The organism is Pseudomonas sp. Tof1, from assembly GCF_055390395.1.
Window position 1 is genome coordinate 1,732,339 of the sequence record NZ_AP024344.1, and the last position, 21,414, is coordinate 1,753,752.

Here is a 21,414-nt window from a genome sequence, read left to right on the forward strand (position 1 = left end):
CAATCTGCTATAGCCGCCATCGAACCCGATCCAGGATTCGGCCCAGGGAAGGAAAAACTATTTCAAAACTTCAGCAGGCGCATGGTTTCCCATGGCCTGTCACCGCCCAGGGCTGCCGAATCTGCTGATGGGAACCCTTTTTTCGGCTTTGCGGCGGTATTCGAAGGCGGCGTGCAGACGGCGAAAAATTGCCTATCGTAAAGAGTCTCCACCGGACGAAGAGACCCTTGCCATGGATATCGAGACGCTGTTTGCGGAGTTGCATAGCCTTCCCAGCATTCCCCAAGTCGCCCTGGAACTGGTCCAGCAATTCGACAACCCCCATGAAAGCCTGGAAAAGGTCGCGCGCAACATCGAGCGCGACCCGGTCATTGCCGCCAAGGTGCTGCGCCTGGCGAACTCGGCGCGCTTCAAGGGTGCCCGCGAGTCGGCCAGCATCGAAGACGCCGCGATGCGCCTGGGCTTCAACGTGCTGCGCACCCTGGTCCTGGCTTCGGCCGTGACCGGGGCGTTCAAGTCGGCGCCGGGCTTCGACCTCAAGGTCTTCTGGGGGCGTAGCTTCCAGGTCGCCAGCGTCAGCCGGCTGCTGGCCCGCCAGGCCGGGCTCGATGCTGAAGTGGCGTTCACCTGCGGGGTCATGCACGACATCGGCGAGCTGCTGATCCAGACCGGCGCCCCGGACTACGCCGCGCGCATCAAGGGTGCCAGTGGCACCACCAGTCGTGCCGCCAGCGAAACCCAGCAGTTGGGCTTCGGCTACCCGGAAGTCGGCGCGGAGTTGGGCAAGCGCTGGAACCTGCCGCTGACCCTCCAGTCGGCCATCCGCTACCAGGCCCAGCCGCACCTGGCCCCCGAGGGCCAGCCCTACGCACGGGTCACCGCCCAGGCCATGGAAATCTGCGATGCCCTGGAACAGCACGGCGGGCCGAATGCCGAGGCGCGCAACGCCCTGGGCGGCCCGTTGTTCGACGGCGTCGACCTCGACGCGCTGTTCGACAAGCTGCCCCTGGTGCTGGAACAGGACAAGGCCTTTGCCGATTTCCTTGCCTGACAGGTGATCATTGCGCCGAGCGCTCTGTTTCACGTAGAGCGTTCGTCTATGCCCGCTGCCGAGGGGGCACCTTGGCGTCCCGGTGGGACGCCATCGCCAGCAAGCCGGCTCCTACAGGGCCCGGCTCTGCGGCTCCGGCACATGGCTGGCCCCCAGCAAGGCCGGCAACATGCCCGCGCGCAGGTCACCGCCGCTCGGCTGCTGGTACAGGCTCAGGCCGAACTCCGGCAGCACCGCCAGCAGGTAGTCGAAGATATCCCCCTGGATCCGCTCGTAGTCGGCCCACATGGTGGTGCGGGTGAAGCAGTAGATTTCCAGCGGCACGCCCTGGGCGGTGGTCTGCATCTGGCGGACCATGCACGTCATGTTCTGCTGGATCTCCGGGTGGTTCCTGATATACGCCAGGGCATAGGCGCGGAAGGTGCCGAGGTTGGTCATGCGCCGGCGGTTGGCCGACATCGCGGCGACGTTGCCCTGGGCCTCGTTCCAGGTTTTCAGCTCGGCCTGCTTGCGGCCGATGTAGTCGGTGAGCAGGCGCACCTGGCCCAGGCGCTGTTCCTCGTCGTCATGCAGGAAGCGGATGCCGCTGGCGTCGATGAACAGGCTGCGCTTGATCCGCCGCCCGCCGGACTGTTGCATGCCACGCCAGTTGCGGAACGACTCGGACATCAGCCGCCAGGTCGGGATCGAGACGATGGTCTTGTCGAAGTTCTGCACCTTGACCGTGTGCAGGGTGATGTCGACCACGTCGCCGTCGGCCCCGACCTGGGGCATCTCGATCCAGTCGCCGACCCGCAGCATGTCGTTGCTGGTCAGTTGCACGCTGGCGACGAACGACAGCAGGGTGTCCTTGTAGACCAGCAGGATCACTGCCGACATGGCACCCAGACCTGACAGCAGCAACAGCGGCGAGCGGTCGATCAGGGTGGCGACGATGACGATGGCGCCGAGCACGAACAGCACCATCTTCGCCAACTGCACGTAGCCCTTGATCGAGCGGGTGCGGGCGTGTTCGGTACGCGCGTAGATGTCCAGCAGGGCGTTGAGCAGGGCGCTCAGCACCAGCATCTGGAACAGGATGGTCACCGCCAGCGCCAGGTTGCCGAGGAACAGCAGGCCGGTCTTGCCCAGGTTCGGTACCAGGTACAGGCCGAACTGGATCACCAGCGACGGGGTCATCTGCGCCAGGCGGTGGAACACCTTGTTCTGGCGCAGGTCGTTGAGCCAGTGCATCGCCGGTTGCCGGCCCAGCAGGCGGGTGGCGTGCAGGATCAGGTAGCGCGCCAGCCGACCGAGCACCAGCGCGACGAGCAGCAGCAACGCCAGGGCCAGCCCGGTGTGCAGCAGGGGATGTTGATCGAGGGCGCCCCAGAGGTCCTGGGCGCCGATCCAGAGCTTTTTCATATCCATGAGGGATGAGGATTCTTCTGCAGGAAATGGCCGAGAGGGATTAGAGCATTTAACCGGGTGAAGATGACCGTTGAAGACACGTCCGTTCACAAAAACGTCACTGTTTATCGGGGGTTGTGCAAAGAAACTCGGCCTTGGCGCTGGAAACCGTTAACCTATGCAGCTGATATTTTGCATTTCTTCGAGGTCAGCCCCCGTGTTTTCCCAATTCGCCCTGCACGAACGCCTGCTCAAAGCCGTGGCCGAGCTTAACTTTGTCGAGCCTACCCCGGTGCAGGCCGCGGCCATTCCGCTCGCGCTCGAAGGGCGTGACCTGCGGGTGACGGCGCAAACCGGCAGCGGCAAGACCGCCGCGTTCGTGTTGCCGATCCTCAACCGCCTGATCGGCCCGGCGAAGATCCGGGTCAGCATCAAGACCCTGATCCTGCTGCCAACCCGCGAGCTGGCCCAGCAGACCCTCAAGGAAGTCGAGCGCTTCTCGCAGTTCACCTTCATCAAGTCCGGCCTGATCACCGGCGGCGAAGACTTCAAGGTGCAGGCTGCGATGCTGCGCAAGGTGCCGGATATCCTGATCGGTACCCCGGGGCGCCTGATCGAGCACCTGAACGCCGGCAACCTGGACCTCAAGGAAGTCGAGGTGCTGGTGCTCGACGAAGCTGATCGCATGCTCGACATGGGCTTCGCCGACGACGTGCAGCGCCTGGTCGACGAGTGCGCCAAGCGCCAGCAGACCCTGCTGTTCTCCGCCACCACCGGCGGTTCCGGCCTGCGCGAGATGATCGGCAAGGTGCTGAACAACCCCGAGCACCTGCAGCTCAATGCCGTCAGCCAATTGAGCGAGAACACCCGCCAGCAGATCATCACCGCCGACCACGACCACCACAAGGAACAGATCGTCAACTGGCTGCTGGCCAACGAGACCTACGAGAAGGCGATCATCTTCACCAACACCCGGGCCATGGCCGACCGTATCTACGGCCGTCTGGTCGCCCAGCACTACAAGGCGTTCGTGCTGCACGGCGAGAAGGACCAGAAGGACCGCAAGCTGGCCATCGACCGTCTCAAGCAGGGCGCGGTGAAGATCCTTGTCGCCACCGACGTCGCCGCCCGCGGCCTGGACGTGGATGGCCTGGACCTGGTGATCAACTTCGACATGCCGCGCAGCGGCGACGAGTATGTGCACCGCATCGGCCGTACCGGGCGTGCCGGCAACGACGGCCTGGCGATCTCGCTGATCTGCCACAACGACTGGAACCTGATGTCGAGCATCGAGCGCTACCTCAAGCAGAACTTCGAGCGCCGCACCATCAAGGAGGTCAAGGGCACCTACAGCGGGCCGAAGAAGGTCAAGGCGTCGGGCAAGGCCGCCGGCACCAAGAAGAAAAAGACCGACGCCAAGGGTGACAAGAAGAAGTCGTCGGCCAAGACACCGACCCGGCGCAAGACTGCCAACCGGCCGAAAAGCGATGCGCCGGCGCTGGTCAGCCAGGACGGCATGGCGCCACTCAAGCGCCGCAAGCCACAGGCCTCGACCGGCGAGTAGGCGCCGGTCATCGGCGGGAGGCCAGGGCTGGCTGAACGGCCACGGTTGTCGCCTGTCCACTACTGACAAGGGAGATTTTTCCTTTCAACAGTGGGAGGTTGCATCAGGATGACGACTTACAACTGGGAACTGATCGAACGTCTGCTCCATGAAGTGCAGAACAGTGCCGGCCACAACTTCGCGCCACGGGCCTATGCCGAGCAACACGCCACGGCCCAGGCGGCTGCGGGTGAGCCGCCGGGCAATCTCGATGAGCTCAAGGCCCTGGCCGCCGATTACGAGCGGGTGCTGCTCAGGAACGGTTTCATCGCGCCGCGGCCGGAAGAGGAGGGGGGCAATGGTGAGAACTTTGTCCTCACGCCGAGGGGATCTAGCCTGCTGAGCCTGATCGACAGCAGCATTCCCGGCAATGACCATCCACGGCTGGTGCTGGATGAGCAGCAGGATGCGCTGGATCCGCGGGTGTTCGACGAGCTGGCGTCCAAGGCGCAGATTGCCTGAGGCCTTTGGGGAGGGTGCTCAACCCTCCTTCAGGCACTTCAACTCGCTGAAGTCCCGCCGCAGATCGGCGATCCGCTTGAGCAGCAACTGCCGCTGGGTCGGGCTGCTCTCGGCCACCAGATCGACTATCAGGCTGCGGGTCGCCCGCTCGGTGCGCTCGTAGGCCTGGCGATACTCCGCCGTCCACAGACTGTCCTGATGCTGCAGCAGTTGCGCGATCCTCTGCTCGAACTCGGCATTGCGGCGTTCGGCGACCGCCTCGCTCAGTTGCGCCTGCCAGTAGGCCCGGTTGGCGATCCACAGACGGTTCTGCTCGCCGAGCGCCGTCGACCAGGCGATGACCCGCTGCTGCTGGCTCAGGCTCAAGGGGCCGATCCAGGCCTTCAGGCGCTTGCTCATCCGTTCGCCGCGATCGCGGATCTGTTCCTCCAGCGGCGGCGCGACATATTCGGCCTGGCGCTCACGCTGCTCCTTGGCGAAGGCTTCGTTCATCTCCGCGACTTGCCGATCGTCCAGGCCCCTGAGCAGCTCGACGGCCGATGGGGTGATCTCCCGGGCCACCTGGGCGATCGCCGTCCGGGCCTCGAAGGTGCGCGCCTGCAAGTGGGCGTCATCGACCTGGCCGTTCTCGATCATTGCCTGCACGCGGTCCAGCCAGTGCAGGTAGTCGGGCAACTGGGTGGTGCAGTGCCATTGCAGATGCTCCCTGAGGCGCTCGTTAAGCCAGCCTTTCTGCTCGCGATGCATCTCGATGTAGTCGCCGAGGGTCCAGGGAATGATCACATCGAGGTTGCGATAGGCCAGGCCGATCCGGGTACAGGCGGCGATTGCCAGACTCAGGAGCAGGCAGCAGAGCAGTAGGGCGCGACGGCACGGCATGAGCGAATCCTTGCTGGGGCGTTCTCCCCATAGAACACCGTATGGCCCGGCGGTTCAATGCAAAGATGCATGGCCTTGCGGCAGGCTCCCGGGGTGTGGGCAAGGTGTGAGCCGGTTCGCGGATGAACCGCCGGTTCCCACAGCCTGCCGTGCAGGGCGTGAAACAGCCGCGGGCAAACTCGGGTAGAATGCCCGCCACGCAATGAGGGTATCGGAAATGGCTTTAATCGGGCGCTACAACAGCTTGCAAGTGGTCAAGCACACTAACTTCGGCTTGTACCTGGATGGTGCGCAGGATGGCGAGATTCTTCTGCCCAATCGCTATATCCCCAAGGACGTTCCCAGTGAGGACGAGGACTGGCTGAATGTCTTCATCTACCTGGACAGCGACGACAAGCTGATCGCCACCACCGAGACGCCGAAAGTCCAGGTCGGCGAGTTCGCCAGCCTCAAGGTCAAGGAGGTCAACAGCATCGGCGTGTTCCTCGACTGGGGCCTGCCCAAGGATCTGCTGCTGCCGTACTCCGAGGAAAAGCGCCAGTTGAATGCCGGCGACTACTGCGTGGTGCACGTCTATCTCGACAAGCACACCCGTCGCATCACCGCCACCGCGCGGCTGGACCGCTACCTGGACAAGACCCCGGCCAACTACAAGGTCGGCCAGGAAGTCGACCTGCTGGTGGTCGAAACCACCGACATGGGCTACAAGGCCATCATCAACAACAGGCACTGGGGCCTGATCCACAAGAACGAGGTGTTCAAGTTCCTGCGGTCCGGCAAACGGGAAAAGGGCTACATCAAGCAGATCCGTGCCGACGGCAAGATCAGCCTGAGCCTGCAGCCGGTCGGTGAAGAAGCCGCCGGCAGCCTGAATGCGAAGATCCTCGCCAAGCTGCGTGAGAGCAACGGTGTGCTGCCGGTCAGCGACAAGAGCGACCCGGCGCTGATCAGCGACCTGTTCGGGGTCAGCAAGGGCAATTTCAAGAAAGCCATCGGCGCGCTGTACAAGCAGGGCCAGATCGTCATTCATGCCGATCGCATCGAGCTGAACTGAACCGTTGCCGCCAAGGCCCCGGCGAAGCTGCCGAGGCCTTTGGGGGCACGCGCAAGCGTGGGATTTTCCCCGAGAAAGTCCACTTTTATTCTCTTCCAGCAAGTCTTCCCGATCTCGGCTATGTTTCTCGTTACCCCGCTTGAACTGTATGGGGCGGTGACGGGGGGCTGTCGGTTTTTCAAGCAATCTGCGGCGCCGGTTTCCAGGCGACGGATGGTCATCAGTGATTGCCTGAAGGAACCGATAGCCTTGGAATAGCGAGGCAAAAAGGGATTCTTGCAGTCATGTTCAATTCTAATCTGAAGAAGATTCTAGAGAGCAAAGAAGAAGAGCTTTTCGAGCTGAGGCAGTTGTTCCACGGCATGACGGCTGAAATGATTTCAGTGGTGCTCGATCCGCAGTTTCGCGTCATCGACTTCAATCAGCGCTTCCTCGACCTGTTGGGCTACAAGGACGAGCAAATGAGGAATCGCCCGTTGGATAATTTCGTCCCGGCCTACGTCAAGAACCTGCCTTGCTTTCATAACCTGCAGGCCGCGGTGGCCAAGGGCGTTTCGGTCAGCGACAACTACCGGTTCCTGCGGGCTGATGGCAGCCTGGCCTGGTTGCATGGCAGTTGGCAGCCGGTGAAAAGCGAGAAGGGTGACCTGCTGCATATCCAGTGCTTCGCTCGCGATGTCACGCATACGGTCGAAACCATGAAGGAGAACGAGGCGTTCATCAAGGCGCTGCTGCGCTCCACGGCGGTGATCGAGTTCACCCTCGATGGCGAGGTCATCACCGCCAACGATCAGTTCCTGCGGGCCATGGGCTACTCGCTGGCGCAGATCGTCGGCAAGCACCACCGCATGTTCTGTTCGACCGAAGAGGCCAATTCCAGCCAGTACCAGGCATTCTGGGCCCGGCTCAACCGCGGAGAGTATGTCGCCGATCGCTTCAAGCGTCTCGACAGCCAGGGACGGGACGTGTGGCTGGAGGCCACCTACAACCCGGTGCACGACGCCCAGGGCCAGCTCTACAAGGTGGTCAAGTTCGCCAACGTGGTGACCGACCAGGTGCTCCGCGAGAAAGAGGTCGGCGAGGCGGCGGTGATCGCCTATGGCATTTCGCAGCAGACCGACACCACGGCCCAGCGTGGCGCCACGGTGGTGAAGAACACGGTGGCGACCATGCAGGAAATTTCCGAGGAGATGCAGTCTGCCTCGGAAGGTATCGAGGCGCTGGGCAAGCAGTCGATGCTGATCACCTCGATGGTCCAGACCATCGGCAGTATCGCCGCGCAGACCAACCTGCTGGCGCTCAATGCGGCCATCGAGGCCGCCAGGGCCGGCGAGCAGGGGCGTGGGTTCGCCGTGGTGGCCGATGAAGTCCGGCAGTTGGCCGGGCGTACCAGTGCGGCCACCGAGGAGATCGTCACGGTGGTCCAGCAGAACCAGAAACTGGTGGACGAGGCCGTGCGGGACATGTCCACCAGCCGCGTCAAGGCTGAACAGGGCTTGTCCCTGGCCAACCAGGCCGGTGAAGTGATCGTCGAGATCCAGGACGGTGCCAAACAGGTGGTGGGCGCGGTAGGGCGCTTCGCCAATCAACTGAAATGAGTGCCGCCAGTCAGCTTGATCGCTGTCCGCGCGTCAGCTTGTAGCTTTTTGCCATGATTTAGCGTAATCAACGTCTTGGAAAGCAAGCATTACCTGGGACTTGGAGCTATGATCTGTGTGAGGCGGCCAAGAACCACGTCGCTCGCATTACCCTGAAGGGGGCTTTATGAAAGACAAACTGCAAACCTGGCTCCACGACCTCGGTGTCGCCCTCGGCCTGATCGAGCCTCCCCTGCAACCGGTGCCGATCCGCACCGACGACGACCGCCGCCGCCGGCCGCAGCCACGTCGCTAAGCACCCCGCCGGCTCGCGACTTCCTCCTGAGCCGGGCACGGGTGCCCCTGGCTGTACGACACCGGGACACGTCCGTGTCCCGACCTGTTCGAAAGCAATGAAAATCCACGTTGAGCCGGTGCCCGGGCATCAGGCGGCCCGGGTTTTCGCGTAGATAAAACGGCTCAAGTCCTCAATCGTGTTGATACCGCGCAGGTCTCGCTTGAGATCCAGTTGCACGTGGAATTGTGATTCCAGTTCGTGGAACAGGGCGGCGATATCGAGGGAGTAGCTGTTTTCTTCAGCCTGGGAAGGGTCTTGCAGCCATTTCAGCGCCAGTTGCCGTTCGATGGAGTGGCAGATCTGCTGATGGATTTCGAGCCTGTTCATGATTGCCTCACAGGAAAGGATGTAGGTCATGGATCCCTTTCCCAGGGCATTGCGATAGCTGTCATGAGCATGACACCAGCGATCCTTGTACCTTTTGGCTAATGCCAAAGGCAGTCGCTAAGTGCCAGTACAGCACAGGTTGCTTCAAATGCATCCAACCATTGGTCGGAGAGCTGGAGGCAAAAAAAACGGATGCGACAACCGACGTCGCACCCGCTGAAGTAAACGCAGTATCAGATGGCGCTGGCCACGGTCGCCGGGCGCCGTGACATCAGGCTGATGACGATGAAGCTGACCAGGCCGACGGCCAGGCTGTAGTAGATCGGCGTATTGGCGTCCAGGCCGTCCTTGAACATGAACACCAATGCGGTGACGAAGCCCAGGGCCATACTGCCGATGGCACCGGCGGTGGTCGCGCGTTTCCAGTAGATGGCACCGATCAGCGGGATCAGCATGCCGCCCACCAGCAGGTTGTAGGCCAGGGTCAGGGCGCTGATCACGTCACTCACCACCAGCGCGATCCCCAGCACCACCAGGCCGGTCAGGCAGGTGAACAGGCGGTTCAGGCCCAGGCTCGAAGGCTTGCCGCCGCGCAGCTTGGGCAGCAGGTCTTCGGTCAGTACGGTGGAGGCGGCGAGCAGGCCGGCGCTGGCGGTGGACATCATCGCCGCCAGGGCCGCGGCGATCACCAGGCCGCGGATGCCGTCCGGCAGCGACAGTTTGACGATGGCGGCGAAGGCGTTGTTGACGTTGTCCAACTGCGGGATCAGCACGTGGGCGGCCATGCCGATCAGCGCGCAGGCCAGGCCGTAGGCGATGCAGTAGAGCCCGGCGACGCTGCCGGCGTATTTCGCGACCTTCTCGTCCTTGGCGGTGAACACCCGTTGCCAGATGTCCTGGCCGATCAGGATGCCGAAGAAGTAGATCATGAAGTAGGTGATGATGGTGTCCCAGCCGATGGTGGTGAAGCTGAAGCTCGCCGCCGGCAGTTTGCTCACCAGCTCGTCCCAGCCGCCGACGCGGTACAGGCAGATCGGCAGCAGGATGAACATCAGGCCGACGGTCTTGATGATGAACTGGACGATGTCGGTCAGGGTCAGCGACCACATGCCGCCGATGGTCGAGTAGGCCACCACGACGCCGCCGCCGAGCAGCACCGAAACCCAGAACGGCAGGCCGAAGAGCACCTGCAGCACGGTGCCGATGGCCAGGGTCGAGGTCACGCCGATCATCAGGGCATAGGCCAGCATGATCACCGCGCTGGCCTGGCGGGCCAGGGGGGTGTAGCGCTTTTCCAGCACCTGGGTGACGGTGTAGATCTTCAGCTTGAGCAGCGGTTTGGCGAGGAACAGGTTCAGCGCAATGATCCCCAGGCCCAGCGCTGCGCACAGCCAGAAACCGGAAATGCCGTGAACGTAGCCCAGGCGTACGGTGCCGACGGTGGAGGCACCGCCCAGCACGGTGGCGGCCATGGTGCCCATGTACAGGGTCGGGCCGAGGTTGCGTCCGGCTACCAGGTAGTCTTCGTTGGTCTTGGCTCTGCGCATGCCGTAGTAACCGAGCAGGAGCATGCCAGCGGCATAAATGAGTACAACCAATAAATCCAGGGCCATGATGGCGTGTCTCCGATTGTAGTTGTTATGGTGGAACAGTCGGTTGTGGGAGCGTGCTGGCCGGTGAAGCGTTGTGGCGGCTTCCGGTCCCGTTCGCGGGCAAGCCCACTCCCACAGGGAATGCAAGGTTCGGTTGGGGCTTCGGTTCAGGCCGTTTGCTGTGCGACCGGCTTCTTCGTCGAGCTGGAACCTCGGCTGCGCGGGTCATCCGGCCCGTACACCGCCGGCGATTCCGGGAACAGGCTCAGCAGCACCAGGTACATCAGTGCCGACAGCCCGAGGGTGATCGGCAGGCTGATGTCGATGCCATCGGCCAGGTTGCCCAGCGGGCCGACGAACTGCCCCGGCAGGTTGACGAAGCACAGTCCGACCAGTGCGCTGGGGATCCAGGCCCCGAGGCCGCGCCAGTTCCAGCCGTGGTTGAACCAGTAGCGGCCACCGGTTTCGCCACGGGTGAAGACTTGCAGGTCATCCGGGCAGTAGAAGCCGCGACGCACCAGCAGGCCGATCAGCATGATCACCATCCACGGGGTGGTGCAGGTGATGATCAGCACGGCGAAGGTCGACACGCTTTGCACCAGGTTCGCGGCGAAGCGTCCGATGAAGATGAAGGCGATCGACAGAATCCCGATCAGCAGGGTCGCCTTGACCCGCGAGAGCATCTTCGGGAACACGCTGGACATGTCCAGGCCGGTGCCATACAGCGAGGTGGTGCCGGTGGACATGCCGCCGATCACCGCGATCAGGCATACCGGCAGGAAGAACCAGCTCGGCGATACGGCCAGCAGGCCGCCGACATAGTTGTTCGCCGCGATGTAGTCCGGTGCCTTGACCGCCACGATGGTCGCGGTGGCCAGGCCGAACAGGAACGGGATCAGCGTGGCGAGTTGCGCGGCGATCACCGCCAGCAGGATCTGTCCCTTCGGCGTTTCCCGCGGGATGTAGCGCGACCAGTCGCCGAGGAACGCACCGAAGGAGATCGGGTTGCTCATCGCCACCAGTGCCGAACCGATGAACGCCGCCCAGAACCCGGCCTGGCCGAGGGCCACGGTGCCGGCGAAACGGCTGTCGAACGCCGGGGCGAAGGCGAAGATGCCCAGCAGGAACAACAGGCTGGCCGCCCACACGGCGATGCGGTTGACCCACAGCATGAAGCGGAAGCCGTAGATGCACACCGTCAGCACCAGGATCGCGAACAGGCCGTAGGCCAGGCCCAGGGTCAGGTCGGTTTCCGGTAGGTCGATCAGGCGCTTGGCGCCGCCGATCAGCGCGTCGCCCGAGCTCCACACCGAGAGCGAGAAGAACGCGATGGCGGTCAGCAACGACAGGAACGAACCGACGATACGCCCGTGGACACCGAAGTGCGCGCCGGAGGATACCGCGTTGTTGGTGCCGTTGATCGGGCCGAACAGGCCCATGGGCGCGAGGATCAGCGCGCCGACTACCACGCCCAGGACGATCGCCCAGACACCGGCCTGGAAGGACAGGCCGAACAGCACCGGAAAGCTGCCGAGCACGGCGGTGGCAAAGGTATTGGCGCCGCCGAAGATCAGGCGAAACAGGTCACCGGGCCGGGCGTCACGTTCGTTGTCGGGGATCTGTTCGACCCCGTTGGTTTCAATGCTGCTAAGGCTTTTGTCGTTGTTGTTGTTATTCATGATCGCTCCGATCATTGCGGCGCCCCATCTTCCGCGGGGGCTGCCGCTGTTGGCTAAGGGGAGGGCAGTCCTTGGGGTGTCGCTGACAAATGTTCGTGGCAGGCCAGCCAGTGGCCCTGTTCTTGTTGTTTGCGAAACACGATGGTTTCGCGTTCCTGGCTGAAGAGGTGCTCCCCTTGCAGACGCAGCTCGGTGGCCACGTCATGGATGAAAATCGCCACGTCGCCCTGCAGGCTGACGAAGGCGTTGTTCGAGGTGCACGACAGCACTTCGAAGCCATCCCTGGTACGCCACTGGTCCCACAACGCCTGGTAGGCGTCGCGCGACAGCAGCGGTTGTTCGAGTGTGTGGAAGACGAAGCTGGCATCGGCGCTGAAGGCGCCGAAGTAGGCTTCGCGGTCGTTGGCGGCAAAGGCGGCTACCAGTTCGGCGGCGGCCTTGAGAACCTGGTCACGGTCGTTCATGGTAACGCCTCAGCGGTGGGCCACGCCTGGGAGTACGCAGAGCATTTCGTACAGCAGGTTGGCGCCCAGCAGCGAGGTGTTGCCGGTGGTGTCGTAGGGGGGCGAGACTTCCACCAGGTCGCAACCGACCAGATCGAGACCCTGGCAGCCACGAACGATTTCCAGGGCCTGGATGGTGGTCAGGCCGCCGATTTCCGGGGTGCCGGTACCCGGTGCCCAGGCCGGATCGATACCGTCGATGTCGAAGCTCAGGTACACCGGGCCATTGCCGACCTTCTCGCGAACCTCGGCCATCAGTGGCTCGAGGGATTTATGCCAGCACTCCTCGGCCTGGACCACGCGGAAACCCTGCTTGCGACTCCAGTTGAAGTCTTCGGCAGTGTAGCCCTGGGCACGCAGGCCGATCTGCACCACGCGGTCGCAGTCCAGCAGGCCTTCTTCGACGGCACGGCGGAAGGTGGTGCCGTGGGCGATCTTCTCGCCGAACATGTGATCGTTGACATCGGCGTGGGCGTCGATGTGCACCAGGCCGACCTTGCCGTGCTTCTTGTGGATCGCCCGCAGGATCGGCAGGGTGATGGTGTGGTCGCCGCCCAGGGTCAGCGGGATGACATTGTGCTCGAGGATGGCGTCATAGGCTTGCTCGATGATGCGCACGGCTTCGAGCAGGTTGAAGGTGTTGATCGCCACGTCACCGATATCGGCAACCGACAGCGAGTCGAACGGTGCGGCACCGGTGGCCATGTTGTAGGGGCGGATCATGACCGACTCGGCACGGATTTCCCGTGGACCGAAGCGGGTCCCGGAGCGCAGCGAGGTACCGATGTCCAGCGGTACGCCGACGAACGCGGCATCGAGGCCGGCGGGCGATTGCAGGTGGGGGAGGCGCATCATGGTGGCGATGCCGCCGAAGCGCGGCATTTCGTTACCGCCCAGTGGTTGGTGAAGAATCTTGTCCACGGGTAAGCCTCATCGTTTGTTCTGGTTATCAGGGGACCGATTCTGCGAAAGACGCCGGGCGGGAAAAATCGCTGTCGGCAAATACTTAGTTCAGATTTTTCTGAACTAATGGGACACTGTGCCGACGGACTGGCTTCCGGCACCGTTGACCCTACCCAGGACCCCCCATGGCCAACGCTTTACCCGACCTGAAACTATTGCGCATCTTCGTCAGCGTGGTGCGCCACCAGGGCTTCGCCAACGCCCAGCAGGAACTCAACCTGTCGACATCGGCCATCAGCACCTACATGAGCCAGCTCGAGTCGACCCTGGGCCTGGTGCTGTGCCACCGCGGCCGCGGCGGGTTCAGCCTGACCAGCAAGGGTGAGCTGTTCCACCAGGAAACCCTGCGCCTGCTCGGTGAACTCGAGGGCTTCGAACAGTACGCCGCCGCTCTCAAGGGCGAGTTGCGCGGCACGCTGAACCTCGGGGTGATCGACTCCACCGTCAGCGAGCCGGCCTTGCCCCTGGCCGAAGCCATCGGTGCCTACAGCCAGGAACATCCGGGGGTGCACCTGCACCTGTCGGTGCTGAGCCCCTACGAACTGCAGCTTGGCGTGCAGGACAACCGCCTGGACCTGGCCATCGGAGCCTTCTCCACGCGCATGAGCGGGCTGGTCTACCAGCCGCTGTATCGCGAGCAGCACTGGCTGTACTGCAGCAACCGCCATCCGCTGTACCACGAGCGGCGGATTCCCGAGCAGGTCATCACCCAGCAGCGCATGGTCGGCCGCGGCTACTGGAGCCAGGCGGAACTGGCCCGGCACGGCTTCAAGCACAGTGCGGCGACCGTGGAAAGCATGGAGGCGCAACTGATCCTGGTGCTGTCCGGCGCCTATATCGGCTATCTGCCGGAACACTACGCCCAGCCCTGGGCGGACAAGGGCGACCTGCGCGTGCTGCTGCCGGCGACCTTTGGCTACCAGGCGCCCTTTTCGATGATCCTGCGCCGTGGCCGTAGCCGCGAGCCGCTGATCCAGACCTTCCGCGACCTGCTCAAGGCGCAGCTCAACCAGCCCTGATCGGAGTCGACCCTATGTCCAGAGCCTGCTGCGAACGCTGCCTGCGTCCCCAGAGCCACTGCCTTTGCGCGCTGATCCCGCAGCTCGACAGCCGCACCCGCGTGCTGGTGCTGCAGCACCCGAGCGAGGTCGGTCATGCCCTGAATACCGCGCGACTGGCGACCCTGGGCCTGACCAATGCCGAGTTGCGGGTGGGGGAGGTGTTCGATGATCTGCCGGCATTGCTCGACCAGCCGGGTTACCAGGCCCGGTTGCTGTTCCCGGCGGATGATGCACAACTGCTGCAACCGTACGCAGCGGCGGACGACGAACGGCCACTGTTGCTGGTGGTCCCCGACGGCACCTGGCGCAAGGCGCGCAAGCTGTTGCACCTCAATCCGCTGCTGGCCAGCCTGCCGAGGGGCAGCCTGGAACCGGGCGCGCGATCGCGCTATCGCCTGCGCAAGGCGCCGGAGCCGGGAGCGCTGTCGACGGTGGAAGCGATTGCCCGGGCTCTGGAAACCCTGGAGCAGCCGGTTTCGTTCGAGGCCTTGCTCAAGCCGTTCGAAGCGTTGATCGAGGGGCAGATACGGGCCATGGGCCACGATACCTACCAGCGCAACCACGGCGAGCGCTAGCGCCGCGGCTCGAGGGTTTTCTGCCGCAGGATATAGACACTGACCAGCACGGCGCTGGTCAGCATGAACAGGCGTGCCCAGAACAGCGGCACCAGGTAGCAGGAAAAGCCGATGCTCAGCCACATCAGGCCGATGGCATAGACCTTGCCCTTGAGCGGGATGCCATTGCCGTCCAGGTAGTCACGGACCCATGGCCCCAGGCGCGGGTGCTCCACCAGCCAGTGGTAGAAGCGTGGCGAACTGCGGGCGAAACAGGCGGCCGCCAGCAGCAGGAATGGCGTGGTCGGCAGGACCGGCAGGAAAATGCCCAGTACCCCCAGCGCTACGCTCAGCCAGCCGATGGCCAGCAGCGCGTAGCGCAGGAATGGCGAGCGACTGCCCGTGGGGCGCATCGCCACCGGACGTGACTCAGTGGTGGCGGGGCTTGAGGATCGCCGGCTTCTCGTCGGGCGCATTGCACAGCAGGTACAGGGCGGTCAGCGCCTCCGGGATCTGCACGATCATGTCGTCCATCAGGTTGGCATCGGCGGCGATGTCGGAGAACTCCGGCTGCTCGTCGAACAGGCCCGAACCGACCATGATCGGCAGGAGCATTTCGCTGACTTCTTCCTCGGCGGTTTCGAACCAGGCTTCCTCACGCAGGAACACCCCTTCCATGAAACCGATGCACCAGCCGCGCAGTTCGGAGTCGTCCGGGTCGTCGCCCAGGTCGAGGTCGCAGGGCAGCTCGAATTCCTCGTCGGAAGCCAACTGGCGGGAGATATGGGCCTTGAGCTGGATCAGCGTGGCTTCGATTTCCTCGCGCTGGGCGGCATCCTTGTAGTGCGGCTCTTCGGCGAACAGCGCGTCGATCCATTCGCGATCGGGGACCACCTCGGAGCAGATCGACAGCGCAGTCAGGTAGCCGTGGGCGGCCACGTAGTCCAGCGCTTCTTCGTGCAGCTCGTCGGCGTCGAGGAAGGCTTGCAGGCGGGTGAGTTGCTCAGCGAAGGACATGGGGGGCTACCTTGGGAATAAACGATGCTGAATTCTAGGCGTTCTTGAGCTCGCAAGCCAGCAAACACATAGATTTGCGCGGTTCTGCTCATCAACAAGGATAGTCATTGATCGACCGGCAGGGCCCTCTGCCGGATAACGCTCGGGTATACTGCCGCGTTTTGTGATGCCCCATTGCGGGTCGCCACGGCTGGAGAAATCCCCGCTTACGGTTTTTTCCGTCAAGGCGGCGGCTTTTCGACCAGCCTTTGCAGGGGCGTTTCGGTGATTTTTGGAGTGGCTATGCTCGAACAGGCTCAACGCGTCCTCAAGGACATCTTCGGTTACGACAGCTTTCGCGGTCGCCAGGGTGCCATTATTGAGCGCGTGGCCAGCGGCGGCGATGCCCTGGTGCTGATGCCGACCGGCGGCGGCAAATCGCTGTGCTACCAGGTCCCGGCCCTGCTGCGCGATGGCCTGGCGGTGGTGGTGTCGCCGTTGATCGCACTGATGGACGACCAGGTCGCGACGCTGGAGGAACTCGGCGTGGCGGCGGCGGCGCTGAACTCGACGCTGAGTGCCGAGCAGCAGCGCGAACTGGCGGCGCGGATTCGTCGCGGCGAGGTGAAGATGCTCTACCTGGCGCCCGAGCGCCTGGTGCAGCCGCGCATGCTGGCGTTCCTGCAGAACCTCGATATCGCCCTGTTCGCCATCGACGAGGCCCACTGCGTGTCGCAATGGGGCCACGACTTCCGTCCGGAATACCTGCAACTGGGCCAGTTGGCCGAGATGTTCCCCCACGTCCCGCGCATCGCCCTGACCGCCACCGCCGACAAGCGCACCCGCGAGGAGATCGTCAATCGCCTGCACCTGGAGAACGCCGAGCGTTTTCTCTCCAGTTTCGACCGGCCGAACATCTTCTACCGCATCGTGCCCAAGGAACAGCCGCGCAAGCAGTTGCTGGCGTTCCTCGCGCAGCGCCGTGCCGACTCCGGCATCGTCTACTGCCTGTCGCGCAAGAAGGTCGACGAGGTCGCCGCGCTGCTCTGCGAACAGGGTTTTCCGGCCCTGCCGTATCACGCCGGGCTGCCCGCCGAGACCCGCGCGGACAACCAGAAGCGCTTCCTCAACGAGGAAGGGCTGATCATGGTCGCGACCATCGCCTTCGGCATGGGCATCGACAAGTCCAACGTGCGTTATGTCGCCCACCTCGACCTGCCCAAGTCCCTGGAGGCCTACTACCAGGAAACCGGGCGGGCCGGGCGTGACGGCCTGCCGGCGGACGCCTGGATGGCCTACGGCCTGCAGGACGTGGTGATGCTCAAGCAGATGCTGCAGAACTCCGAGGGCGACGAGCGCCACAAGCGCCTGGAGCACCACAAGCTCGACGCGATGCTGGCGCTGTGCGAGGAGACCCGCTGCCGTCGCCAGACGCTGCTCGCGTATTTCGACGAGGACCTGCCACAGCCCTGTGGCCACTGCGACAACTGTGTCGACGGCGTGCAGACCTGGGATGCCACCGAGCCGGCACGTCAGGCGCTGTCGGCGATCTACCGCACCGGCCAGCGCTACGGCGTCGGCCACCTGGTGGATGTGCTGCTGGGCAAGGAGAACGACAAGGTCCGCAGTTTCGGCCACCAGCACCTGGCGGTGTTCGGCGTGGGCAAGGCGCTCAGCGAGGGCGAGTGGCGCTCGCTGTTCCGCCAGCTGGTGGCGCGCGGCCTGGCCGATATCGACATCGAGGGCTATGGCGGCCTGCGCCTGAGCGACGCTTGCCGGCCGCTGTTGCGTGGCGAGGTCAGCCTGGAACTGCGTCGTGACCTCAAGCCGCAGGTCGCCGCCAAGAGCGTTTCCGCCAGCCCGGCCAGCCAACTGGTGCGTGGCGAGGAACGCGAGCAATGGGAGGCCCTGCGTGCCCTGCGGCGCAAGCTGGCCCAGGAGCATGCGGTGCCGCCGTATGTCATCTTCCCCGACTCGACGCTGCTGGAAATGCTGCGCAGCCAGCCGACGACCATGGCCGAGATGGCCAGGGTCAGCGGCGTCGGTGCGCGCAAGCTGGAGCGCTATGGCGAGGCGTTCCTCGAAGTCCTGGCCGGCGAGGCCGAGACGCCCAGGGCGGTCGTCGACATTCGTCACGAACTGATCAGCCTGGCCCGTGCCGGCATGACTCCCTTGCAGATCGCCGGCCAGTTGCAGTGCTCGGAGAAGAACGTCTATACGCTGCTGGCCGAGGCGATTGGCCGCCAGCAGTTGTCGCTGGAGCAGGCCCTGGACCTGCCCGAGGATCTGCTGGGGGAAATCCAGGACACCTTCCTCGATGGCGAGGGCGAACTGCCTGCCGTGAGCGAGGTCGCCGAACTGTTCGCCGGACGGGTGCCCGAGGGTGTCCTGTATTGCGTGCGAGCGGCCCTGCAAGCCGAATTCGAACTATGAGGAGAGGGAAATGGAATATTCCCCGGCCTATCTCTGGGTTATTTGCGACAAGTCATGCTTGTACACAGCTGAGCCCTTGCCTCCGGCCAGGCTCCATGCTTAGCTGACTAATAATTAGTTTTATCTATTTTTAAGTCTGACCATGAGTTCCTTATGTCGTTAACCGATGAACACCGTTTTGGCATGCAACTGGCGCAAATGTCCCGTGGCTGGCGTGCCGAACTGGATCGCCGCCTGGCCGGCCTGGGATTGTCCCAGGCCCGTTGGCTGGTATTGCTGCACCTGGCGCGTTTTTCCGAGGCGCCGACCCAGCGCGAACTGGCGCAGAGCGTTGGTGTGGAAGGGCCGACCCTGGCCCGTCTGCTCGACAGCCTGGAAACCCAGGGGCTGGTCCAGCGCCACTCGGTCGTGGAGGACCGCCGGGCCAAGAAGATCGTGCTTTGTGCCCCGGCGCGACCGCTGATCGAACAGATCGAAACCATCGCCACCGCCTTGCGTCACGAACTGTTCGAGGGCGTCGACGAAGAGGAATTGCGCATCAGCATGCGGGTTCACAGCCGGATCCTGGCGAACCTGGAAAAATCCTGAGGCATTCCCGCTCTGCCGGATTTGGAGAATCCCTGGCCGGCAGACTATAAGATTTACTGGTTCTGTGTATTGTGTCGGCATTCGGACCCCGCTGGCCGTGGGGTGATGTCGGGCCTTTAAGGGATACTCATGCTCGAGAGTTTGCAGTCCGCGTTGCGGTGTTCCACTGAAAAGCCCCTGGTGACCGCGGTCCGGCGGCGCTGGATGGCCGTGGCGGCACTGTCATTGCTGCATCCGGCGTTGGCGTCGGCCATGGGATTGGGGGAGATCACCCTGCATTCGGCGCTCAGCCAGCCGCTCAATGCGGAAATCGCCCTGGTCGATCCCGGTGATCTGAGCGAAGGCGAACTGTCGGTCAGCCTGGCGACACCCGAGGAGTTTTCCCGCGCTGGCGTCGAGCGGCTGTTCTTCCTTAACGACCTGCGCTTCACGCCGGTCCTGCAGGGCAATCGCAGCTTCATCCGGGTACAGTCGAGCAAGCCGGTCAGCGAGCCCTTCCTGAATTTCCTGATCCAGGTCAACCGGCCCAACGGCCGCCTGCTGCGCGAATACACGGTGCTGCTCGATCCACCGGGCAGCGGGACCTACAGCCCGCCGGCGCGCAACAGTACGGTGGAACAGGCAGCGCCCGTCGCCGATAGGGCGCCGCCGCCGGCGACCCAGGGCAAGCGCTACACCGTGACCCGGGGCGATAGCCTCTGGAGCATCGCCAGGCGCCTGAACGAGGCGGGCAGCAAGACCAGTGTCAATGAGTTGTCCCAGGGCATTCGCGCGCTCAATCCGGGCAGCGAGCGGCTGGCGGTCGGCCAGAGCCTGTTGCTGCCGGATGTTGCCGTGGTCCCGGCCAGCCCCCCGGCGACGGCCGCGGCGCCTGCGACCGCGTTGACCGAAGCGGCGCAAAACGCCGCGCAGGGTGCTGAACAACTTGCCGCCGCGACCCTGGAAAACCAGCAACTGCAAAAAACCATCGAGGAGCTGCAGGCGCGCCTGAAGACCCAGGACGAGCAGATCGCCATCGACCAGAAACAGCTGGGTGAGTTGCAGGCCCAGTTGGCGGAACTCAAGGCCAAGCCGGTGGCTCCCCCGGTTGCACCAGCACCGGTGGTGCCTCCTGTCGCTGCTGCTCCGGTGGTCGCCGAACAATCCGGCGGCCTGAATCTGCTGCTCCTGGCCGCCCTGGCCGTGCTGCTCCTGTTGCTGGCGGCCGCCCTGGTGGTGCGTCGTCGGCGCCGTTCGACGCCACTGCCGGTCGAGCCCGCGCCGCTGCCCCAGGACCCGCCCATGTTCAGTCGTGTGCTACCCGCCAGCGCCGCCGTTGCTCCGGCGGAGCACAACGAGCCGTTGGCCGAGCCGCTGGCAACGGTGGCACGCCGCGAGACCAGTGAGGTCCCGGATGCCCTGGAAGGCGTGAGCATCTACATCGCCTACGGACGTTTCAAGGAAGCGGCGGGGATTCTGCGCGAGGCCATACTCAAGGAGCCGCAGCGCACCGACTTGCGCCTGCGTCTGCTGGATGTGCTGGCCCAGCAGGGGGACAACGACGCCTACACGATTGAAGAACAGCATCTGCTCGACACGGGTTTCAGCGAGTCGACCCTGCGCGACCTGCGGGCCAAGCATCCGAAACTGCATGCGGCGCCCGCACCGCAGGCCGTACCCGCGGCACCGACAGCCGTTCCGGCGGCAACTGCGACGACTCCGACACCGGCTCCGGTCACTGCTCCTGCCGCCGTGGCAGCCGCTGCGACGCTGGCCGCTCCGGTGCTCGCCGCCGACTGGCTGGAAAAGGAGCCCGAGGCCAAATCCGAGCCTGAGCCCGCGCCACTGGAAGACGAGTTCCAGCTCAACCTCGACGACCTGTCGATGGATTCGGACTGGGATCTGGTCAGCCCGTTCGACAATGCCCTGCCGCAGCGGGGCAAGGCTGCCGAGGGGCCGTCGACGCTGTCCGGCATCGACCCGCAGTTCGCCAGCAACCTCAACGAACTGCCGCATGTGTTCGAGATGCCCGACGAGCAGTTTCTCAGCGATTTCGCCGAGCCGGAACCCGAGCGGCCGGCGGCAAACGAACTGAGCCTGTCGCTGGACGCAGACACTCTGGACGACGAGTTCCTCGACAGCTTCATGAGCGATGAGCAGCCCCTGGATATCGAACCGCTGGAAGTGGATTTCGACAGCCTGGAGCGTGAGCAGGCCTCGGCCAGCAAGCTGGAGCAGGCGCAGACCTTCATCAATGTCGGCGACCTGGATCATGCCAGCCAACTGTTGCATGAACTGCTCAGGGAAGGGGATGAGCCGTTGAAGCAGACGGCCCGGACCCTCCTGGCCAGTATCCGCTAGGAGCG

19 protein-coding genes and 2 pseudogenes are annotated in these 21,414 nt (G+C 63.9%); 12 read left to right on the forward strand and 9 right to left on the reverse strand.

Going from position 1 to position 21,414, the window contains the following annotated elements; translation table 11 throughout:
- Positions 1–232: 232 nt before the first annotated feature.
- Entirely contained in the window at positions 233–1,051 is an 819-nt protein-coding gene (locus tag ACZ5KU_RS08005; RefSeq protein WP_054058314.1) for an HDOD domain-containing protein, read from the forward strand.
- A 111-nt stretch (positions 1,052–1,162) separates the two neighbouring features.
- Here ACZ5KU_RS08005 and ACZ5KU_RS08010 read toward each other — a convergent pair whose 3' ends face one another.
- Positions 1,163–2,461, reverse strand: coding sequence for a mechanosensitive ion channel family protein (locus tag ACZ5KU_RS08010; RefSeq protein ID WP_464737014.1), 1,299 nt, complete (start codon positions 2,459–2,461; stop codon positions 1,163–1,165).
- A gap of 196 nt (positions 2,462–2,657) precedes the next feature.
- Between ACZ5KU_RS08010 and ACZ5KU_RS08015 the strand changes: the two genes are divergently transcribed.
- Together ACZ5KU_RS08015 and ACZ5KU_RS08020 are read left to right on the forward strand one after the other, a co-directional pair.
- On the forward strand, positions 2,658–4,004 hold the full coding sequence (locus ACZ5KU_RS08015; RefSeq protein WP_416772302.1) for a DEAD/DEAH box helicase: 1,347 nt from the start codon (positions 2,658–2,660) through the stop codon (positions 4,002–4,004).
- A 108-nt stretch (positions 4,005–4,112) separates the two neighbouring features.
- A complete protein-coding gene (locus ACZ5KU_RS08020; protein ID WP_054058311.1) occupies positions 4,113–4,505 on the forward strand; it encodes a hypothetical protein in 393 nt (130 codons plus the stop codon).
- 18 nt (positions 4,506–4,523) lie between these two features.
- Here ACZ5KU_RS08020 and ACZ5KU_RS08025 read toward each other — a convergent pair whose 3' ends face one another.
- The gene (locus ACZ5KU_RS08025) at positions 4,524–5,384 is read right to left on the reverse strand and encodes a DUF6279 family lipoprotein (protein ID WP_464737015.1); all 861 of its coding nucleotides are present in this window, start codon (positions 5,382–5,384) and stop codon (positions 4,524–4,526) included.
- 217 nt (positions 5,385–5,601) lie between these two features.
- On the opposite strand from ACZ5KU_RS08025, the gene ACZ5KU_RS08030 reads away from it, so the two are divergent.
- From ACZ5KU_RS08030 to ACZ5KU_RS08045, 4 genes and pseudogenes are all read left to right on the forward strand, one after another.
- Positions 5,602–6,438 carry a CvfB family protein gene (locus ACZ5KU_RS08030; RefSeq protein WP_416772306.1) on the forward strand — a complete coding sequence of 279 codons (837 nt, stop codon included), beginning with the start codon at positions 5,602–5,604 and terminating at the stop codon, positions 6,436–6,438.
- A gap of 284 nt (positions 6,439–6,722) precedes the next feature.
- A pseudogene (locus tag ACZ5KU_RS08035) lies at positions 6,723–7,493 on the forward strand (PAS domain-containing protein); the annotation flags it as partial.
- A 111-nt stretch (positions 7,494–7,604) separates the two neighbouring features.
- A pseudogene (locus ACZ5KU_RS08040) lies at positions 7,605–8,036 on the forward strand (methyl-accepting chemotaxis protein); the annotation flags it as partial.
- A gap of 166 nt (positions 8,037–8,202) precedes the next feature.
- Positions 8,203–8,331, forward strand: coding sequence for a PA1414 family protein (locus tag ACZ5KU_RS08045; protein ID WP_273819320.1), 129 nt, complete (start codon positions 8,203–8,205; stop codon positions 8,329–8,331).
- A 129-nt stretch (positions 8,332–8,460) separates the two neighbouring features.
- Here ACZ5KU_RS08045 and ACZ5KU_RS08050 read toward each other — a convergent pair whose 3' ends face one another.
- The 5 genes from ACZ5KU_RS08050 to speB form a co-directional block, all read right to left on the reverse strand.
- Entirely contained in the window at positions 8,461–8,700 is a 240-nt protein-coding gene (locus tag ACZ5KU_RS08050; protein ID WP_054058307.1) for a hypothetical protein, read from the reverse strand.
- A 233-nt stretch (positions 8,701–8,933) separates the two neighbouring features.
- Complete coding sequence (locus ACZ5KU_RS08055) at positions 8,934–10,313, reverse strand: sodium:solute symporter family protein (protein WP_054058306.1); 1,380 nt, start codon at positions 10,311–10,313, stop codon at positions 8,934–8,936.
- 146 nt (positions 10,314–10,459) lie between these two features.
- Positions 10,460–11,971: a purine-cytosine permease family protein gene (locus tag ACZ5KU_RS08060; protein ID WP_054058305.1), complete on the reverse strand. Its 1,512-nt coding sequence runs from the start codon at positions 11,969–11,971 to the stop codon at positions 10,460–10,462.
- A 53-nt stretch (positions 11,972–12,024) separates the two neighbouring features.
- A complete protein-coding gene (locus ACZ5KU_RS08065) occupies positions 12,025–12,435 on the reverse strand; it encodes a YybH family protein (protein WP_054058304.1) in 411 nt (136 codons plus the stop codon).
- A gap of 9 nt (positions 12,436–12,444) precedes the next feature.
- A complete protein-coding gene (speB, locus tag ACZ5KU_RS08070; RefSeq protein WP_054058303.1) occupies positions 12,445–13,395 on the reverse strand; it encodes an agmatinase in 951 nt (316 codons plus the stop codon).
- Between the two features lie 167 nt (positions 13,396–13,562).
- Between speB and ACZ5KU_RS08075 the strand changes: the two genes are divergently transcribed.
- Together ACZ5KU_RS08075 and ACZ5KU_RS08080 are read left to right on the forward strand one after the other, a co-directional pair.
- Positions 13,563–14,456 (forward strand): LysR family transcriptional regulator, encoded by an 894-nt coding sequence (locus tag ACZ5KU_RS08075; protein ID WP_054058302.1) that lies wholly within the window; start codon positions 13,563–13,565, stop codon positions 14,454–14,456.
- A 14-nt stretch (positions 14,457–14,470) separates the two neighbouring features.
- The gene (locus tag ACZ5KU_RS08080) at positions 14,471–15,073 is read left to right on the forward strand and encodes a tRNA-uridine aminocarboxypropyltransferase (RefSeq protein WP_464737016.1); all 603 of its coding nucleotides are present in this window, start codon (positions 14,471–14,473) and stop codon (positions 15,071–15,073) included.
- Here ACZ5KU_RS08080 and ACZ5KU_RS08085 read toward each other — a convergent pair.
- Together ACZ5KU_RS08085 and ACZ5KU_RS08090 are read right to left on the reverse strand one after the other, a co-directional pair.
- Positions 15,070–15,465 (reverse strand): YbaN family protein, encoded by a 396-nt coding sequence (locus ACZ5KU_RS08085; protein ID WP_054058300.1) that lies wholly within the window; start codon positions 15,463–15,465, stop codon positions 15,070–15,072. The genes ACZ5KU_RS08080 and ACZ5KU_RS08085 overlap by 4 nt on opposite strands.
- Before the next feature lie 16 nt (positions 15,466–15,481).
- Entirely contained in the window at positions 15,482–16,069 is a 588-nt protein-coding gene (locus ACZ5KU_RS08090) for a UPF0149 family protein (RefSeq protein ID WP_054058299.1), read from the reverse strand.
- A 282-nt stretch (positions 16,070–16,351) separates the two neighbouring features.
- Here ACZ5KU_RS08090 and recQ point away from each other — a divergent pair, with 282 nt between their 5' ends.
- The 3 genes from recQ to ACZ5KU_RS08105 all read left to right on the forward strand — a co-directional run bounded on the left by recQ (position 16,352) and on the right by ACZ5KU_RS08105 (position 21,409).
- The gene (gene recQ / locus ACZ5KU_RS08095) at positions 16,352–18,481 is read left to right on the forward strand and encodes a DNA helicase RecQ (protein WP_054058298.1); all 2,130 of its coding nucleotides are present in this window, start codon (positions 16,352–16,354) and stop codon (positions 18,479–18,481) included.
- A gap of 153 nt (positions 18,482–18,634) precedes the next feature.
- Entirely contained in the window at positions 18,635–19,069 is a 435-nt protein-coding gene (locus ACZ5KU_RS08100; RefSeq protein ID WP_054058297.1) for a MarR family transcriptional regulator, read from the forward strand.
- Positions 19,070–19,198: 129 nt separating this feature from the next.
- Positions 19,199–21,409, forward strand: a complete 2,211-nt coding sequence (locus ACZ5KU_RS08105) for a motility hub landmark protein FimV (protein ID WP_464737017.1) — start codon at positions 19,199–19,201, stop codon at positions 21,407–21,409.
- The last annotated feature ends 5 nt before the right edge of the window (positions 21,410–21,414 follow it).

Coding starts and splice junctions, on each gene's coding strand:
- ACZ5KU_RS08005 (WP_054058314.1), top strand. CDS start 233: ATGGATATCGAGACGCTGTTTGCGGAGTTGCATAGCCTTCCCAGCATT.
- ACZ5KU_RS08010 (WP_464737014.1), bottom strand. CDS start 2,461: ATGGATATGAAAAAGCTCTGGATCGGCGCCCAGGACCTCTGGGGCGCC.
- ACZ5KU_RS08020 (WP_054058311.1), top strand. CDS start 4,113: ATGACGACTTACAACTGGGAACTGATCGAACGTCTGCTCCATGAAGTG.
- ACZ5KU_RS08025 (WP_464737015.1), bottom strand. CDS start 5,384: ATGCCGTGCCGTCGCGCCCTACTGCTCTGCTGCCTGCTCCTGAGTCTG.
- ACZ5KU_RS08030 (WP_416772306.1), top strand. CDS start 5,602: ATGGCTTTAATCGGGCGCTACAACAGCTTGCAAGTGGTCAAGCACACT.
- ACZ5KU_RS08045 (WP_273819320.1), top strand. CDS start 8,203: ATGAAAGACAAACTGCAAACCTGGCTCCACGACCTCGGTGTCGCCCTC.
- ACZ5KU_RS08050 (WP_054058307.1), bottom strand. CDS start 8,700: ATGAACAGGCTCGAAATCCATCAGCAGATCTGCCACTCCATCGAACGG.
- ACZ5KU_RS08055 (WP_054058306.1), bottom strand. CDS start 10,313: ATGGCCCTGGATTTATTGGTTGTACTCATTTATGCCGCTGGCATGCTC.
- ACZ5KU_RS08060 (WP_054058305.1), bottom strand. CDS start 11,971: ATGAATAACAACAACAACGACAAAAGCCTTAGCAGCATTGAAACCAAC.
- ACZ5KU_RS08065 (WP_054058304.1), bottom strand. CDS start 12,435: ATGAACGACCGTGACCAGGTTCTCAAGGCCGCCGCCGAACTGGTAGCC.
- ACZ5KU_RS08075 (WP_054058302.1), top strand. CDS start 13,563: ATGGCCAACGCTTTACCCGACCTGAAACTATTGCGCATCTTCGTCAGC.
- ACZ5KU_RS08080 (WP_464737016.1), top strand. CDS start 14,471: ATGTCCAGAGCCTGCTGCGAACGCTGCCTGCGTCCCCAGAGCCACTGC.
- ACZ5KU_RS08085 (WP_054058300.1), bottom strand. CDS start 15,465: ATGCGCCCCACGGGCAGTCGCTCGCCATTCCTGCGCTACGCGCTGCTG.
- ACZ5KU_RS08090 (WP_054058299.1), bottom strand. CDS start 16,069: ATGTCCTTCGCTGAGCAACTCACCCGCCTGCAAGCCTTCCTCGACGCC.
- recQ (WP_054058298.1), top strand. CDS start 16,352: ATGCTCGAACAGGCTCAACGCGTCCTCAAGGACATCTTCGGTTACGAC.
- ACZ5KU_RS08100 (WP_054058297.1), top strand. CDS start 18,635: ATGTCGTTAACCGATGAACACCGTTTTGGCATGCAACTGGCGCAAATG.
- ACZ5KU_RS08105 (WP_464737017.1), top strand. CDS start 19,199: ATGCTCGAGAGTTTGCAGTCCGCGTTGCGGTGTTCCACTGAAAAGCCC.